At 73.7% G+C, this 14693-nt stretch carries 14 protein-coding genes; 3 read left to right on the forward strand and 11 right to left on the reverse strand.

Translation table 11 applies throughout. The features are described 5' to 3' along the window. Positions 1-17 precede the first annotated feature (17 nt). The 5 genes from HA073_RS01270 to HA073_RS01290 all read right to left on the reverse strand — a co-directional run bounded on the left by HA073_RS01270 (position 18) and on the right by HA073_RS01290 (position 5721). Positions 18-611 (reverse strand): TetR/AcrR family transcriptional regulator, encoded by a 594-nt coding sequence (locus HA073_RS01270; protein WP_113971795.1) that lies wholly within the window; start codon positions 609-611, stop codon positions 18-20. Between the two features lie 10 nt (positions 612-621). Then, entirely contained in the window at positions 622-2772 is a 2151-nt protein-coding gene (locus HA073_RS01275) for a YhgE/Pip family protein (RefSeq protein ID WP_064447065.1), read from the reverse strand. Next, on the reverse strand, positions 2769-3485 hold the full coding sequence (locus tag HA073_RS01280; RefSeq protein WP_166455518.1) for an ATP-binding cassette domain-containing protein: 717 nt from the start codon (positions 3483-3485) through the stop codon (positions 2769-2771). The genes HA073_RS01275 and HA073_RS01280 overlap by 4 nt, the downstream gene beginning before the upstream one ends. 93 nt (positions 3486-3578) lie before the next feature. Beyond that, positions 3579-4418, reverse strand: a complete 840-nt coding sequence (locus HA073_RS01285; RefSeq protein ID WP_043325861.1) for a DUF4081 domain-containing GNAT family N-acetyltransferase — start codon at positions 4416-4418, stop codon at positions 3579-3581. Positions 4419-4494: 76 nt separating this feature from the next. Continuing rightward, positions 4495-5721, reverse strand: coding sequence for an MFS transporter (locus tag HA073_RS01290; RefSeq protein ID WP_064447064.1), 1227 nt, complete (start codon positions 5719-5721; stop codon positions 4495-4497). A gap of 121 nt (positions 5722-5842) precedes the next feature. Here HA073_RS01290 and HA073_RS01295 point away from each other — a divergent pair, with 121 nt between their 5' ends. Beyond that, positions 5843-6430, forward strand: a complete 588-nt coding sequence (locus HA073_RS01295; protein WP_166455519.1) for a PadR family transcriptional regulator — start codon at positions 5843-5845, stop codon at positions 6428-6430. Between the two features lie 48 nt (positions 6431-6478). Here the strand turns inward: HA073_RS01295 and HA073_RS01300 are convergent, their stop codons facing one another. Next, on the reverse strand, positions 6479-7297 hold the full coding sequence (locus HA073_RS01300; protein ID WP_166455520.1) for a class I SAM-dependent methyltransferase: 819 nt from the start codon (positions 7295-7297) through the stop codon (positions 6479-6481). Positions 7298-7426: 129 nt separating this feature from the next. On the opposite strand from HA073_RS01300, the gene HA073_RS01305 reads away from it, so the two are divergent. Next, a complete protein-coding gene (locus HA073_RS01305) occupies positions 7427-8101 on the forward strand; it encodes a helix-turn-helix domain-containing protein (protein WP_043325864.1) in 675 nt (224 codons plus the stop codon). Between the two features lie 57 nt (positions 8102-8158). On the opposite strand, the gene ispG is transcribed toward HA073_RS01305, so the two are convergent. The 5 genes from ispG to HA073_RS01330 form a co-directional block, all read right to left on the reverse strand. Continuing rightward, the gene (ispG, locus tag HA073_RS01310) at positions 8159-9334 is read right to left on the reverse strand and encodes a flavodoxin-dependent (E)-4-hydroxy-3-methylbut-2-enyl-diphosphate synthase (protein WP_030504228.1); all 1176 of its coding nucleotides are present in this window, start codon (positions 9332-9334) and stop codon (positions 8159-8161) included. A 9-nt stretch (positions 9335-9343) separates the two neighbouring features. Then, positions 9344-10591: an RIP metalloprotease gene (locus HA073_RS01315; protein ID WP_030504229.1), complete on the reverse strand. Its 1248-nt coding sequence runs from the start codon at positions 10589-10591 to the stop codon at positions 9344-9346. Continuing rightward, positions 10588-11802, reverse strand: a complete 1215-nt coding sequence (dxr, locus tag HA073_RS01320) for a 1-deoxy-D-xylulose-5-phosphate reductoisomerase (protein ID WP_166455521.1) — start codon at positions 11800-11802, stop codon at positions 10588-10590. Before dxr ends, HA073_RS01315 begins: the two co-directional genes overlap by 4 nt. Positions 11803-11956: 154 nt before the next feature. Continuing rightward, entirely contained in the window at positions 11957-13186 is a 1230-nt protein-coding gene (locus HA073_RS01325) for a PP2C family protein-serine/threonine phosphatase (protein WP_166455522.1), read from the reverse strand. A gap of 62 nt (positions 13187-13248) precedes the next feature. Beyond that, complete coding sequence (locus HA073_RS01330) at positions 13249-13794, reverse strand: GNAT family N-acetyltransferase (RefSeq protein WP_043325869.1); 546 nt, start codon at positions 13792-13794, stop codon at positions 13249-13251. A 51-nt stretch (positions 13795-13845) separates the two neighbouring features. Here HA073_RS01330 and HA073_RS01335 point away from each other — a divergent pair, with 51 nt between their 5' ends. Beyond that, the gene (locus HA073_RS01335; protein WP_069089231.1) at positions 13846-14688 is read left to right on the forward strand and encodes a YhjD/YihY/BrkB family envelope integrity protein; all 843 of its coding nucleotides are present in this window, start codon (positions 13846-13848) and stop codon (positions 14686-14688) included. Positions 14689-14693: the final 5 nt, after the last annotated feature.

The following is a 14693-nucleotide window of genomic DNA, read 5'->3' on the forward strand; positions in this document are numbered from 1 at the left end:
GAATTACCGACCGCTGGTCAGGTCCGCGCGACCCGCCGGACGATGCCGAGCAGCGACTCCTGCACCTCGTCGATCGAGCGGTCCGGCGAGAAGACGAGCCAGTCCACCGCCACCACCAGCCCGACGCCGAACAGCGCCGAACTCGCGGTACGCACGTCCAGGTCGGCCGGGAGGTCGCCGCTGTCCACGCCGGCCTGCACCGTGTCGGCGATCACCGCGATGGCCTCGCCGCGCAGCAGCCGCAACGTCTGCTGCCACTCCCGGTTGGTCCGCCACATCTCCGAGAGCAGCAGCTGGGCGAAGGCGCGGTAGCGGCGGATGTACTCCAGTTGCGCGCGGACCAGCGCGCCCAGCGCCTCCAGCGGCGGCAGCTTGTCCACGGCGGCCCGGAACTCGGCGGTGAGCAGGCCGATGCCGTGCCGCAGCAGCTCCTCGAACAGGACGGTCTTGGACTCGAAGTTGTAGTAGACGGTCCCCTTCGCCACGCCGGCCCGGGCCGCGATGTCGTCCACCGTGGTGGCCGAGAAGCCCTGCTCGGCGATGAGGTCCACCGCCGCCACGAAGAGGCGCTGGCGGGTGTCCTCGCGCCGGCGTGTCCGTCCGTCCGTCACCGGCTCATCCTCACATGGTCAGTTCGGGGTGCAGCTTGGCCGGGGTCAGCCGGCGGGAGCGGCGGGCTGCGCCGACGGTGAGCGCCATGGCGCCCAGCCCGAACGCGAGCAGCACCAGCGCGCCGGTGACCACCGGGGCGGTGGTGCCGCCGTTGATGGTGTGCCGCAGGCCGTCCACCACGTACGTCATCGGCAGCCAGGGGTGGATCGCCTGGAAGAAGCCGGGCGACGTCTGCACCGGGTAGGTGCCGCCGGACGAGGTGAGCTGGAGCATCAGCAGCGCCAGCGCGGCCAGCCGCCCGGCCGGGCCGAGCGCCACGCCGAGCAGTTGCATGATCGCGGTGAACGCCAGCGAGGTGAGCGCGAGCAGCCCGAACGTGGCCGCCCCGTGCCGCGGGTCGAGCCCGAGCGCCAGCGTCACCACCGTGTAGAGCACGGTGACCTGGGCCAGGCCGATGCCCGCGGCCGGGAGCCACCCGGCGAGCACGACCCGCCAGCCGGGCGCGCCGGACATCACGTGCCGCCGGTTGACCGGCCGCAACAGCATGTACGTGATCATCGCGCCGACCCAGAGCGCCAGCGACAGGAAGTACGGGGCGAAGCCCACGCCGTACGAGCCGGCCGGGTTCTGCGAGTCGCGGATCAGGCCGACCGGGTCGCCGAGGACGCCGGCGCGGGTGGTCGCGTCGTCGTACCCGGGTAATTTCCGCTCCCCGGCGGCGAGCCCGTCGGCGAGGTCGCCGGCGCCGCCCTCCAGCCGGGTCAGCCCGTCGACCAGCCGGTTGCTGCCGCTGCCGAGCTGGGCCAGGCCGCCGTCGAGCTGGCGGGCGCCGGTGGCGAGCCGGTAGAGGCCGCCGCGCAGCTCGGTCGCGCCGGTCGACGCGTCGCCGAGGCCGTCGCGGAGCTTGGCGCTGCCCTGGGCCAGCGTGGCGAGCCCGCCGGCCAGCTCGTTCACCTTGGCGCGGGCGGAGGCGACGTCGTCGGCCAGGTGCGGCGCGGCGGCGGCGACCTCCCGGGCGGTCTTCGCCACGTCGGTCATCTGCTTGCGCAGCGTGGCCATGTCGGTCTCGTCGAGCGCGGCCACCACGGAGCGGGCCTGCGTGACGGCCCGGTCGGCGGCCTTGCGGGCGGCGGCGAAGTCCGGGTCGTCCGCCAGTTCGGGGTGTTCCTTCGCGACCGCGTCGAGCCGGTCACGGATCTCCTCGGCGGTCGCCACCACCTCGGCGGCCTTGCCGGGGAGCGCGTCCAGCCCGGCGGCGAGCTGCTGCGCGCCGTCGGCGACGAGCGTGGCCGCCTTCTCGATCTTGTCGGCGTTGCGGCGCAGCACCGGCTCGTACTTGTCGGCGGCGGCGTTCACCGTCGCCGCCGCGGCCTTGGTCTCGGTGGCGGCGCGCCCGGCGCCGTCGGCGAGCTGGGCGGCGCCGGTACGCAACTGGTCGAGGCCCTTGGCGAGCTTGTCCGCGCCCTGGACGGACTGGTTCAGTCCACCGGTGAGCTGCCCGGCGCCGTCCGAGGCGTCACCGAGCCCGTCGGCGAGCTGATCGGCCCCCCGCTGGGAGCTGCCGAGCCCGTCGGCGATCTTCCCGGCGCCGTCGGCGGCGCGGCCGGTCTCGGCCTTGGCATCGGTGAAGCCGATCAGCATCCGGTCGAAGTACGTGGCGGCGGTGCTCTGCGCGGCGGCGGCCCGGATCTCGCTGAACGCCGACCGGGCGAGCAGACCGGAGAGGTAGTTGGTGGCGTCGTCGTTGACGACCTTCAGCTCACCCTGCCGGGCCGGACGGTCCGGTTCCGGGGCGGCGGCGAGCGAGGCGGAGAAGTCCTCCGGAATGGAGAAGACCAGGTGGTAGCGCCCGTCGCGCAGCCCCTTCGCGGCGTCGGCCTGGTCGGTGACGGTCCAGCCGAACACCTTGCGGTCGAGCAGCTTCTCGGTGAGGTCGCGCCCGGCGTGCACCTCGCTGCCGTCGCCGGCGGTGGCCGGGCGGTCGGCGTTGACCAGGGCGACGGGGATCCGGTCCATCTTCCCGTAGGGATCCCAGAACGCGTACAGGTAGAGCGCGCCGTAGAGCAGCGGGACGATGGTGAGCACGGCCAGGGCGGCGCGCGGCAGCCGGCCCCGGGTCATCCGGCGCAGCTCGAACAGGGCAAGTCGCAGGACGCTCATGCGGGCACCTCGGCGGAACGGTCGGGAGCGGGCTCGGCGGTAAGGGCGGGGGCGGGGGCTGCCGGGTCGCCGATGCGGTGCACGGTGGCGGCGACGCCGGGTTCGACCGCGCGGGCGCTGGCGACCACCGCGTACCCCTGATCGGCGAGGCGTTCCAGCGCGCCCCACATCCACTCCCGCTCGGGGCGGTCGGCGCCGGCGTCCACGTCGTCGGCGACGATCAGGCTGGGGCCGCCGAGGCTGGCCAGCACCAGGCCGAGCACCTGCCGTTCGACGGGGGTGAGGTCTCTGCCGTACCGGTCGGGGTCCAGTGGCGCGTCGGTGAGGCCGGCGCCGGCGACGGCGGCGGCGTAGGCGTCGCGGCGGTAGGCCCGGCGGGCCCGCACCGCGGCCACCGGCACCAGGCGCCGACGGCGGCGCGGCACCGGCCCGAGCAGCAGCAGCCGTTCGGTGATGTGCTCGGCGACGGTGAGCGTCGGGTCGGGCTCGTGCACGCCGGCCACCTGGCCGAGCGCGGCCGGACCCCGGCGGCGCAGCTCGCCGTGGCTGTGCGGGAAGCGCCCGGCGAGCGTGAGCAGCAGAGAGGTGCGTCCGCTGCCGGGCGGGCCGGTGACCGCGACCAGCTCACCGCTCGCGGCGGTGAGGTCGACGTCCCGGTAGACCCAGCCGCGGCGCGTCCGCAGCCCCAGGCCGCTGGTCTCGACGATGTTCATCAGACCCCGAATTCCGAACTGACTAGTCAGTATAAAAACATGCCCAGCCTAGCGCCGGGTGTCCGGTTCGGGACCTCCGGCGGGACGTGATCCTCAGAACAGCACTGTGGCGAGCGTGCCGACCGGGCGGAAGCCGCAGCGCTCGTAGACCCGGCGGGCGGGCAGGTTGAAGTCGTTCACGTAGAGGCTCACGGTGGGCGCGACCCGGTCCAGCGCGTCGCGCACCACAGCGGCCATCGCGGCGGTGGCGATGCCCCGGCCCCGCCACTCGGGCGCCACCCAGACGCCCTGCACCTGCGCGGTCCGGCGGGTCACCACCGCCAGCTCCGCCTTGAAGACCACCCGCCCGTCGACGAAACGGGCGTAGGCGCGGCCGGCGCGCACCAACTCGGTCACCCGGCGCCGGTAGCCGCGCCCGCCGTCCTCGGCCAGCGGCGACACCCCGACCTCCTCGGTGTACATCGCCACCGCGGCCGGGAACAGCCGGTCGACCTCACTGCCGCGCACCCGCCGCACGTCCGGGTCGGGCGCCACGGCGGGCAGCGCGTCAGTCGCCAGCAAGGGCTGGTTCGGGCGTACGTCCCGGGCCGGCCCCCAGTACGCGGAGAGGCGGTCCCAGAGCCCGAGCACGGCGTCGGCGCGGCCCACGATCGAGGAACAGAGCCGCTCCTGCCCGCTCAACTGCTCGGCGAACGCGGTCACCGCCGGCTCGGACGCGAGCACCGGCGTCAGGTTGCCACCCAGCCAGCAGATCGACTCCAGGTTGCGGCGGGAGCCGTAGCCGAGGATCCGCGCCTCGGCCCGCCACCAGGCCAGCCCGCGCGCCGCCACCCGCTCGGCGACCTGCGCGCCGGCGTACGGGTCGAGGTCGAGCAGCCGCTCGACCGCGCGGCGCTCCGACTCCCCGAGTTGGCGTACCGGCATCGTGAGCACGGTTACCAGCCTGCCAGATCCGCGCCGGGGCGCGCGGGCCGACCGGGCACCCCGGACCGCTCCGGTGAGCGGCGGCTCAGCCGACCGTCACGGGCGCCGGTTCGGGCACGGGCGGCCGGGTCCGGGCGGCCCACCGCACCACCGGCGGCACGAGTGCGCCGAGCAGCAGGAACACCCCGCCGAGCACCAGCCAGCCGGGCACGCCCCAGCCGATCGCGAGCGTGGTCACCACCACCGGGGCGACCATCGAGCCGAGCTGCATGCCCATCCCGTACGCCCCCTGATACTGGCCGTGCGCGTGCGCCGGGGCCAGCCCGAACGAGATGCCCCAGCCGGCCGCCGCGTGCCACAACTCCCCCACCACGTGCACCAGCGCGCCGGCCAGCAGCAGCGGCACCGCCACCGCGACCGGTACGCCGCCACCGGCGGCGAACAGCGCGCAGGCGCCGGCGAGCAGGACGCCGGCCCGGCGGGCGGCCCGGCCCGCGCCGGTCAGGTCCTCGGTGCCCCGCGAGGCGCGGACCTGGAACAGGATCACCACCACCGTGTTGACGAGCAGGCAGACGGAGATCAGCCAGTTCGGCGCGGTGGTGTGCCCGGCGATCCAGAGCGGCAGGGCGATGTTGATCAGCGAGAAGTGCATGGACATCAGCCCGTCCAGCACGGTGAAGGCGAGGAACGGGCGGTCCCGCAGCGCGATCAGCCGCGGTCCGTGCGCCGGGGCGGGCACCGGCGGGACCGGCGGGAGCCGCAGCAGCACCGCCGCCGCCAGCACGTAGGTCGCGGCGTCGAGCAGGATCAGCGTGACGTACGCGCCGCGGGTGTCGGCGGCGAGCGCGAACCCGGCCAGCACGGTGCCCACCGAGATGCCGACGTTGGTGACCGCGCGCAGGTAGGCGCGGGTGCGGACCCGCTGGTCGGGTGGGACGGCGCCGGCGATCAGCGCGCCCCGGGCGCCCCGGGTGCCCGCGTCGGCGAGCGCCATCAGCACGCCGACGGCCAGGAAGCCGGGGAACGAGCGCACCGCTACCAGCGCGGCGGTGCACCCGGCCGAGGCGAGCAGCGCGGCCATCTGGAGCCCGCGCGGGCCGAGGCGGTCGGCCAGGTAGCCCATCGGCGTGCTCGCCACCAGGCTGACCAGCGCGGTGAGGGTGAGCGCCACGCCGACCTCGGCCACCGTGAGCCCGACCGAGCGGGTGAGGAAGAGCGCGCTGGCGGTGAGCCAGGTGCCCCGCCCGACGGTGTTGACGAGCGTGGAGAGGGCGAGGGTCCGGGACGGGCCCGGTTCGGGAAGCAGGCGCACGCCGGCAGCCTAACAGTACGAACGTACGGTTTGCAGCCGAGTTCCATCCGCGTCTTGTCGGCGATGCATTGCCGATATATCGTTGATGCATCAGTGATACGACGACAGAAGGAGAGCCCTGATGGGTTTCCATCGACGCATGCACGCCATGCACGACGAGATGCGCCGCCGGGGCGGCTTCGGCTTCCCGCCCGTACCCCCCGGTCCGCCGCCCTTCCCGCCCGGACCGCACGGCCACGGGCGGGGCCGCGGCGGGCGCGGACGAGGCCGGCGGCCCAACGTGCGCGGCGCCGTGCTGGCCCTGCTCACCGAACGTCCGATGCACGGCTACGAGATGATCCAGGAGATCGACTCCCGCACCGGCGGGGCCTGGCGGCCCAGCCCCGGGTCGATCTACCCGACGCTGCAACTGCTGGAGGACGAGGGCCTCATCGCGACCGCCGCCGACTCCGAGGGCGGGCGCAAGCGGTTCGCGCTCACCGAACAGGGCCAGGCCGAGGCGACCGCCGCGGCGCAGACCCCGCCCTGGGCGGAGTTCGCCGAGCAGACGGTAAACAGCTGGCACGACATCCGCGACGCCGGCGCACAGGCCATGCAGGCGCTGCGGCAGGTGATGACCACCGGCACCGACGACCAGCGCGCCCGCGCCGCGCAGGTGCTCGACGAGACGCGGCGCAAGCTCTACGCCATCCTCGCCGAGTCCGAGTGAGCGCCGCCGCCGCGACGGCACGCCGGCCGGACCACGACCGGCGTGCCGTCAGGCGCGGCGCGCGGTGACGAGCAGGTACTCCCAGTGCATCACGCCGCCGTCCAGGTGCCGGGCGGCCAGGTCGGTCAGCGCGCGGTCGAGCCCGGCCGTGCGCTCCGGGTCGCCCGCGTTCGCGCGGTAGGCCGCCACGGTGGGCCCGTAGTGGGTCGCGAAGAAGTCCCGGAACTGTTCCGGCGTGGCGAACCGGTCCACCACCACGGCGTCGCGCCCCAGCGTGAGCGCGTCGACCCGGTCGCCGAACAACTCCCGGACGTGGTTCTCGTCGCCCCAGAGCGGGGGCGGCTGCGCGCCCGGCGGCGGTGGCGGCGCGAACGGCCGCATGGCCGCGAACAACTGGCCCACGAAGCCCTCGGGGGTCCAGTTGACCAGGCCGATCGTCCCGCCCGGCCGGCACACCCGCAACAACTCGTCGGCGGCGACCCGATGCCGGGGCGCGAACATCACGCCCACACAGGACAGCACCGCGTCGAACGCGCCGTCGGCGTACGGCAGCGCCTCCGCGTCCGCCTCCTCCCAGATCAGCGTCACGCCCTCCCGCTCGGCTGCCGCCCGCCCGATCGCCAGCAACTCCGGGGTGAGGTCCCCGGCCACCACCTGCGCGCCGGTCCGGGCCGCCGGCAGAGCCGCGTTGCCGGTCCCGGCCGCCACGTCCAGCACCCGCATGCCCGGTCCCACCCCCGCCGCCCGGACCAGCGTCGCCCCCAACTGCGGGATCACCTGCGCGGCCACTGCGGAGTAGTCGCCCAGCGCCCACATCGCGCGGTGCCGGGCCTTCACCGCCGCGTCCTGTTCCCGTTCCTCGATCATCTGTCGCTCCTCAGCTGTCGTCCCTGCACAGGACGCTAGGCAGCGGACGACACGGTCCCCAGTACGAGATCTGTACCGCTCCCGACAGGCGCCTGGCCGGGCCGCCGGGCCGGGCGTAGCGTGCCCGCCATGGGGGCCTCCTACCACCAGTTCTGCCCCGTGGCGAAGGCCATGGAACTGCTCGACGAGCGGTGGACGCTGCTCGTGGTCCGGGAGCTGGTCAGCGGCTCGGAACGCTTCAACGAGCTGCGCCGGGGCCTGCCCCGGATGTCGCCCACGCTGCTGTCGCGCCGGCTGCACCAGCTCGTCCGCGCCGGGGTGGTGGAGCGGCGGGTCGACGGCGCCGACGTGCGCTACGTCCCGACCGCCGCCGGGCGGGAGCTGCGGCCCGTGCTGGAGGCGCTCGGCGCCTGGGGCGTGCGCTGGATCGGCGAGCTGGGCGACGCCGACCTGGACCCGAAGCTGCTGCTGTGGGACATGCACCGGCACGTCGACCACGACGCGGTCCCGCCGGGGCGTACCGTCGTGCGGTTCCGCTTCCGGGACGTGCCGGCGGCGCAGCGCGACTGGTGGCTGGTGATCGCCGCGGGCGAAGCCGACGTCTGCGACATCGACCCCGGGCACGACGTGACGGTGACCGTCACCGCGGACCTGCGTGCCCTGGTCCAGGTCTGGATGGGCGACCTGGGGTGGGCGGCGGCGCTGCGCGGCGGCGCGGTGGAGGTGAGCGGGCCGGAGGCGCTGCGGCGTGCCGCGCCCGGCTGGTTCACGCTCTCCCCGTTCGCCGCCGTGCCCCGCCCCTGAGACGGCGCGTGCGGCCGCCCCCGACGGGGACGGCCGCACGGCGACGCGAAAAGCAGATCAGTGCACGGTGACGGTGGCGCCGCCCGGCACCAGGTCGCGCAGCTCCTCGGGGATCTCGGCGCCCATCTCGTCGGCGATCCGCAGCGCCTCCTCGATCAGCGTCTCCACGATCTGCGCCTCGGGCACCGTCTTGACGACCTTGCCCTTGACGAAGATCTGGCCCTTGCCGTTGCCCGAGGCAACGCCCAGGTCTGCCTCGCGGGCCTCACCCGGACCGTTCACCACGCAGCCCATGACCGCGACGCGCAGCGGCACCGGCAGCCCCTCCAGACCGGCGGTGACCTCCTCGGCCAGCTTGTAGACGTCGACCTGCGCCCGCCCGCAGGACGGGCAGGAGACGATCTCCAGGCCGCGCTCGCGCAGGCCCAGCGACTCCAGGATCGCGGCGCCGACCTTGATCTCCTCGACCGGCGGGGCGGACAGCGAGACCCGGATGGTGTCGCCGATCCCCTCGGCCAGCAGCGCGCCGAACGCCACCGCCGACTTGATCGTGCCCTGGAACGCCGGGCCGGCCTCGGTCACACCGAGGTGCAGCGGGTAGTCGCACTTCTCGGCCAGCAGCCGGTACGCCCGGATCATCACCACCGGGTCGTTGTGCTTGACCGAGATCTTGATGTCCCGGAAGCCGTGCTCCTCGAACAGCGAGCATTCCCACAGCGCCGACTCGACCAGCGCCTCGGCGGTGGCCTTGCCGTACTTGGCCAGCAGGCGCTTGTCGAGCGAGCCCGCGTTGACGCCGATCCGGATCGGCACACCCGCGTCGCCGGCGGCCCGCGCGATCTCCTTGACCTTGTCGTCGAACTGCCGGATGTTGCCGGGGTTCACCCGCACCGCGGCGCAGCCGGCGTCGATCGCCGCGAAGACGTACTTCGGCTGGAAGTGGATGTCGGCGATCACCGGGATCTGCGACTTCTTGGCGATCGCGGGCAGCGCCTCCACGTCGTCCTGCGACGGCACGGCGACCCGGACGATCTGGCAGCCGGACGCGGTCAGCTCGGCGATCTGCTGGAGCGTGGCGTTGACGTCGGCGGTGAGGGTGGTGGTCATGGACTGCACCGAGACCGGCGCGCCGCCGCCGACCGGCACCGAACCGACCATGATCTGGCGGCTGGCCCGGCGCGGGGCCAGCGGCGGCGGCGGTACGGGGGGCATACCGAGACTGACAGCGGTCACTTCAGGCACTCACCTTGAGAAGAGCGTGATGGGGTTGATGACATCGGCGGTGACTGTCAGCAGCGTGAACGCGCCACCGATCAGGATCACCGCGTACGTGAACGGCATGAGTTTGAGGTAGTCGACCCGGCCGGGATCCCGGCGGCCGATGCGCGCGTACAGCCAGGAGCGCGCCCGTTCGAACCAGGCGATGGCGATGTGCCCGCCGTCCAGCGGGAGCAACGGCAGCAGGTTGAACACGCCGATGAAGAAGTTCAGCGACACGAAGAGCATGAAGAACACCAGCCAGGCGTTGTTCTCCACGGCCTCGCCGCCGAGCCGGGTGGCGCCGACCACGCTGATCGGGGTGTCCATGTCGCGCTCGCTGCCGGTGATCGCGCTCCACAGCGCGGGCACCTTCTGCGGGATGCGCTGCATGGCGTGCGCGGTCTGCACTGCCATGGTGCCGGTGAAGTCGGCGGTGGCGCCGAACGCGGCGATCGGGCCGTACTCGACCCGCGGCGGGGTGCTCGGCCGCAGGGCCACGCCGAGCGCCGAGACCGACGAGGTGGCGCCCTTCGGGTCGTCCAGCGGCGGGCGCTGCACCGCGGCCAGGTCGACCCGGGCCTCCTGCGACCGGCCGTCGCGCTCGAAGGTGACGGTGGCCGCGCCGGGCGGGGTGGCCCGGACCACGTCGAGCATGTCGCCCCAGGTGGAGACCGGCCGGCCGTTCACCGCGGTGATCCGGTCGCCGTCCTTGAGCTGGGCCTTCTCGGCCGGGCTGGCCGGGTCGTCGGCCTGGCAGGCGCGGGCCGCGTTCTCCACCACGACGCAGGGGGCCAGCGCGATCACGGCCGGCTCCGCCTTGAAGCCGTCCTCAGTGGAGGGGAACTTCGGGTTCGGCAGGCCGGCGGTGATCGCGATGATCCAGAGCGCGATCAGGGCCAGTGCGAAATGGGTGATCGAGCCGGCGGACATCACGATCGTCCGCTTCCAGACCGGGTAACGCCACATCGCGCGCTTCTCGTCCCCGGGCTCGACGTCGTCGTCCTGCGGCGTCATGCCGACGATCTTGCAGAACCCGCCGAGCGGAATGCCCTTGATGCCGTACTCGGTCTCGCCCCGCTTGAACGACCACAGCGTCGGGCCGAAGCCGACGAAGTAGCGGGTGACCTTCATCCCGAACGCCTTGGCGGTCAGCATGTGCCCCGCCTCGTGCAGGCTCACCGAGATGAGAATCGCCAGGGCGAACAGCACCACCCCGAGCAGATAGCTCATCGAGCTCCTTCCACCGACCCGACGATGATCTCCTGGGCGTGCGCCCGTGCCCACGACTCGGCGGCGAGCACGTCTTCGACGGTACCTGGTTCGTCGAAATCGGGTGCGTCCTCCAGCACCCGCTGGAGGGTGTCGACGATGCCGAGGAACGGCAGCCGGCCCGCGACGAACGCGGCCACGCACTCCTCGTTCGCCGCGTTGTAGATCGCCGGGCGGCAGCGCCCGGCCTCACCCGCCGCCTTGGCCAGCGCGACCGCCGGGAACGCCGCGTCGTCCAGCGGGAAGAACTCCCAGGTGTGGGCAGTGGTCCAGTCGACCGCCGAGGCCGCCTCGGGCACCCGGTCCGGCCAGCCGATGCCCAGCGCGATGGGCAGCCGCATGTCCGGCGGGCTGGCCTGGGCGAGCGTGGACCCGTCGGTGAACTCGACCATCGAGTGGATCACCGACTGCGGGTGGACCATCACCTCGATGTCGGCGTACGGCACGTCGAACAGCTCGTGCGCCTCGATCACCTCCAGCGCCTTGTTGACCATCGTGGCGGAGTTGATCGTGACGACCGGGCCCATGTTCCAGGTCGGGTGCGCCAGCGCCTGCTCCGGCGTGACGGCGGTCAGCTCGTCGCGCCCCCGCCCCCGGAACGGGCCGCCGCTGGCGGTGACCACCAGCCGCCGCACCTCACCCCGGGCGCCGCCGCGCAGGCACTGCGCCAGCGCGGAGTGCTCGGAATCGACCGGGACGATCTGCCCCGGTCGCGAGACGGCGGCCTTGACCAGCGGGCCGCCGGCGACGAGGGACTCCTTGTTGGCCAGGGCGAGGGTACGCCCGGCGTGCAGCGCGGCCAGCGTCGGCGGCAGGCCCAGCGAGCCGACCACCCCGTTGAGCACCACGTCGCACGGCCACTGCGCCAGCTCGGTCATCGCGTCCGGCCCGGCCACGATCTTGGGCAGTTTGAAGTCGCCGGTGGCCCAGCCGCGCTTGCTCGCCTCGGCGTAGAACGCGAGCTGAAGGTCCTGCGCGGCGGATGCGCGGGCCACGCCGACCGCCTCCACGCCCAGCTCCAGCGCCTGCGCGGCGAGCAACTCCACGTTGCCGCCACCCGCGCCGAGGGCCACCACCCGGAAGCGGTCCGGGTTGCGCTTGACGATGTCGATGGCCTGGGTGCCGATCGAGCCGGTCGAACCGAGCAGCACGAGATCTCGGGGAGTGGTCACCGGACCATTGTTCCCCAGCGCCTCACCCCGGTTCGTCCCGGAGTGCCCGGCGGCATGATCGGCTCCACTTCGCCGAGGTGGTGGCATCCCAGGCGCCGCGATGCCACCAGGTCGGCGAACCGGTGTCGATCACGCCTCGATCGCCTCCTCGACGCTACAGGGACACGATCGTCCCGTCTGGCGCGGTGAGGTGCTCCAGGTGCGCCAACGGCAGGTGCGAGGGCTGCCACTCCAGGAACAGCGCGGTGGCGTCGTCGTCGAGCTGGTCCTGCTGGTAGGCGAGGACGGCGCGCACCAGTCGGCGCATCGTCTCCGGGCTGGGCAGCCGCTCGTTGAGGGCACGCTCGACGAAGTCGACGAGCCGGTCCAGCCCGAACCGTTCCCCGTCGTCGCCCCGGGCGTCGGTGATGCCGTCGGTGTACGCGAGGACGCGGTCGCCCGGGTGCAGCGCCTCCTCGTGCACCCGCGGGCGCCGCGTCGACAGGTTGCCCAGCCCGAGCGGCAGCGCGGTCGGTCCGGGCAGTGCCCGGACGGCCTTGCCGTCCCGCAGCAGCATGGCGCCGGGGTGGCCGGCGTTGATGATCCGCAGCACGCCGGTCCGCCGGTCGAGTTCGGCGAGCAGCGCGGTCGCGAACAGGCCGGGGTGTTCGGAGCGGACCCACCTGTCGATGCTGATCGCCGTGTCGACCAGGTCGAGACCGGTACGCCGGGCGTTGCGGTACGCGCTGACCACGAGCGAGGCCATCGCGCTCGCCTTGATCCCGTGCCCGCAGGTGTCGAAGAGCCCGACGCTGAGCACGTCACCGTTGAGCGCGTAGTCGAAGATGTCCCCGCCGACGTCGTAACACGGTTCGAGGATGGCGGTGATCACCAGCTCGTCCGTTGCGAAGGTCAGCGGCGGCAGCAGCCCCCACACGGTCTCGGCGGCGACCTGCATCGGCAGGCGGCGGCGAATCCGTTCCACGACGTCGCCGTAGAGCCGGCGGTTCACCAGGACCTGAGCGACGGCGACCGCAACCTCCCAGGCCGGCCGGTCCAGCGCGGGGTCGCCGGCGCGCGACGACACGATCTCCAGTGCCCCCAGCCGTTCGCAGCCGAGCAGCAGGGGCACCCAGAGCCGGTCCGGGCGGTCGGGAGCGCGCTGCACCTGGAGGCAGGTGAACGCCCGGCCGGCCAGCGTCGTCTCGATCGTGAGTTCGTCCCGAGGCGCGCCCGCGCCGACCAGGGGTACGAGCGAGGACTGCGTGTAGTCGGCCAGGTAGATCACGATGTCGGTGGCCCCGATGGCGGGCGCGACCCGGTTCACCAGGAGCGACAGGTCGTCCGGGCCGCCCCGGGCGGCGTGGAGGTGCAGCCAACGCGCTGCGTCGCCACCGTCGACCATCAGTGCCTCCCCCGTATCCCCACCACCGTAGGAGGCCGAGGGCGAACTGCCAACGGCACGGCTCAGGCCGGACGTTCCAGGACGAACGTTTCAACCTCGGCACCGCCGTACCAGTCGGTGCGCACGCCCACGTGCGTCATGCCGAGGCGCCGGGCCACCGCCATCGACGGGTCGTTCCCGGCCATCACCACCGCGTACACCCTCGGGGTGCCGGTGGCGAACTCGCGCTCCAGCACCGCGCGGGCCGCCTCGGTGGCGTAGCCGTTGCCCTGGGCGTCGGGGTGCAGGTGCCAGCCGACCTCGATGTCGTCGGTCAGCGTGACGCCGTCGCGTCCCGGGAGCGGCTTGAGCAGGATGCTCCCGGCCACCGGCCCGCCGGCGCGCGGCTCGATCGCCCACAGGCCCCAGCGGCCGCCGTACGGCGCCCAGCGTTCGTGCCAGGACCGGACCCGCTCGCGCGCCTCGGACGGGTCGGTCATCCGGCCCTTGCCGCCGCCCAGCCAGCGCATCACCTCGTCCCGGGAGTAGATGTCGTAGATCCGGGCCAGGTCGTCCGGGGACTCGGTCCAGTCCCGGAGCACCAGCCGGTCGGTCGTGGCGATCGTCATGCCGCCGGATCGTAATGCGTGGCGCGGGGCCGTACGGGGAACGAGAGGGCGATGGGCGACGGGTGGGATCGGGCGAAGCGGATCACGGCTGCGGCGTTCCGGCCGGTCCGCGGCCGGGATCTCTCCCTGCACGCCGCCGCGATCACGTTCTACGGCGCGATCGCCGTGGTGCCGGTGGCGCTGCTGGCGATCTGGCTGACCGGGCTGCTCGCCGGGGCGGACCGGGTGCGGCGGCTGACCGGGTACGCGATCGAGACGCTGCCCACCGAGATCGGCGCGCACCGGGCGGCGGCCGCGCTGGTCGAGGCCGGGTTGGGGCTGACTCCGCTGCTGGCGCTGGCCTCGCTGCTGCCGGCCTCGCTGTACGGCGAAGGGCTGCGCCGCGCGTTCGTCTCGGTGGCCGAGCCGCGCGCCGAGTCCGGTGCGCTGGTCGGCTGGCGGGGCCGGCTGCTGCTGCTCCCGCTGCTGGCGCCGGCCCCGGCGCTGCTGCTGTCGATCCTGCTGGGGCTGCCGCTGACCACCCGGCTGGTACGCCAGGGCGGCTGGATCGGCGCGCTCGGCGTCGTGCTGTCGTTCCTGGCGGTGTGGCTGGTGCTCACGCCGGTGCTGATCTGGGTGTTCCGGGTGGTCGGCCCGGCCTCCCCGGACTGGCTCGCCACCGTCGTCCTGGGCTCGTTCACGGCGGCGAACCTGTCCGGTTTCCTGCACGGTTTCGTGCTGTTCTGCTCGCTGCCGCTGGACCTGGGCGTGCCGTTCGGCGGTTTCGACGAGATCGGCGGCGGCGTGGCGGTGCTGCTGTGGCTGTACCTGTTCCACGTGATCGTGCTGTCCGGCTATTCCGCGACGCTGGCGGCGAGCCGGTGGCGGGCCACCCGGGAGGCGGCCCGCGCCTGACGGGC

It is taken from the genome of Micromonospora sp. CMU55-4 (assembly GCF_011602315.1).
Taxonomy (GTDB): Bacteria; Actinomycetota; Actinomycetes; order Mycobacteriales; family Micromonosporaceae; genus Micromonospora; species Micromonospora chalcea.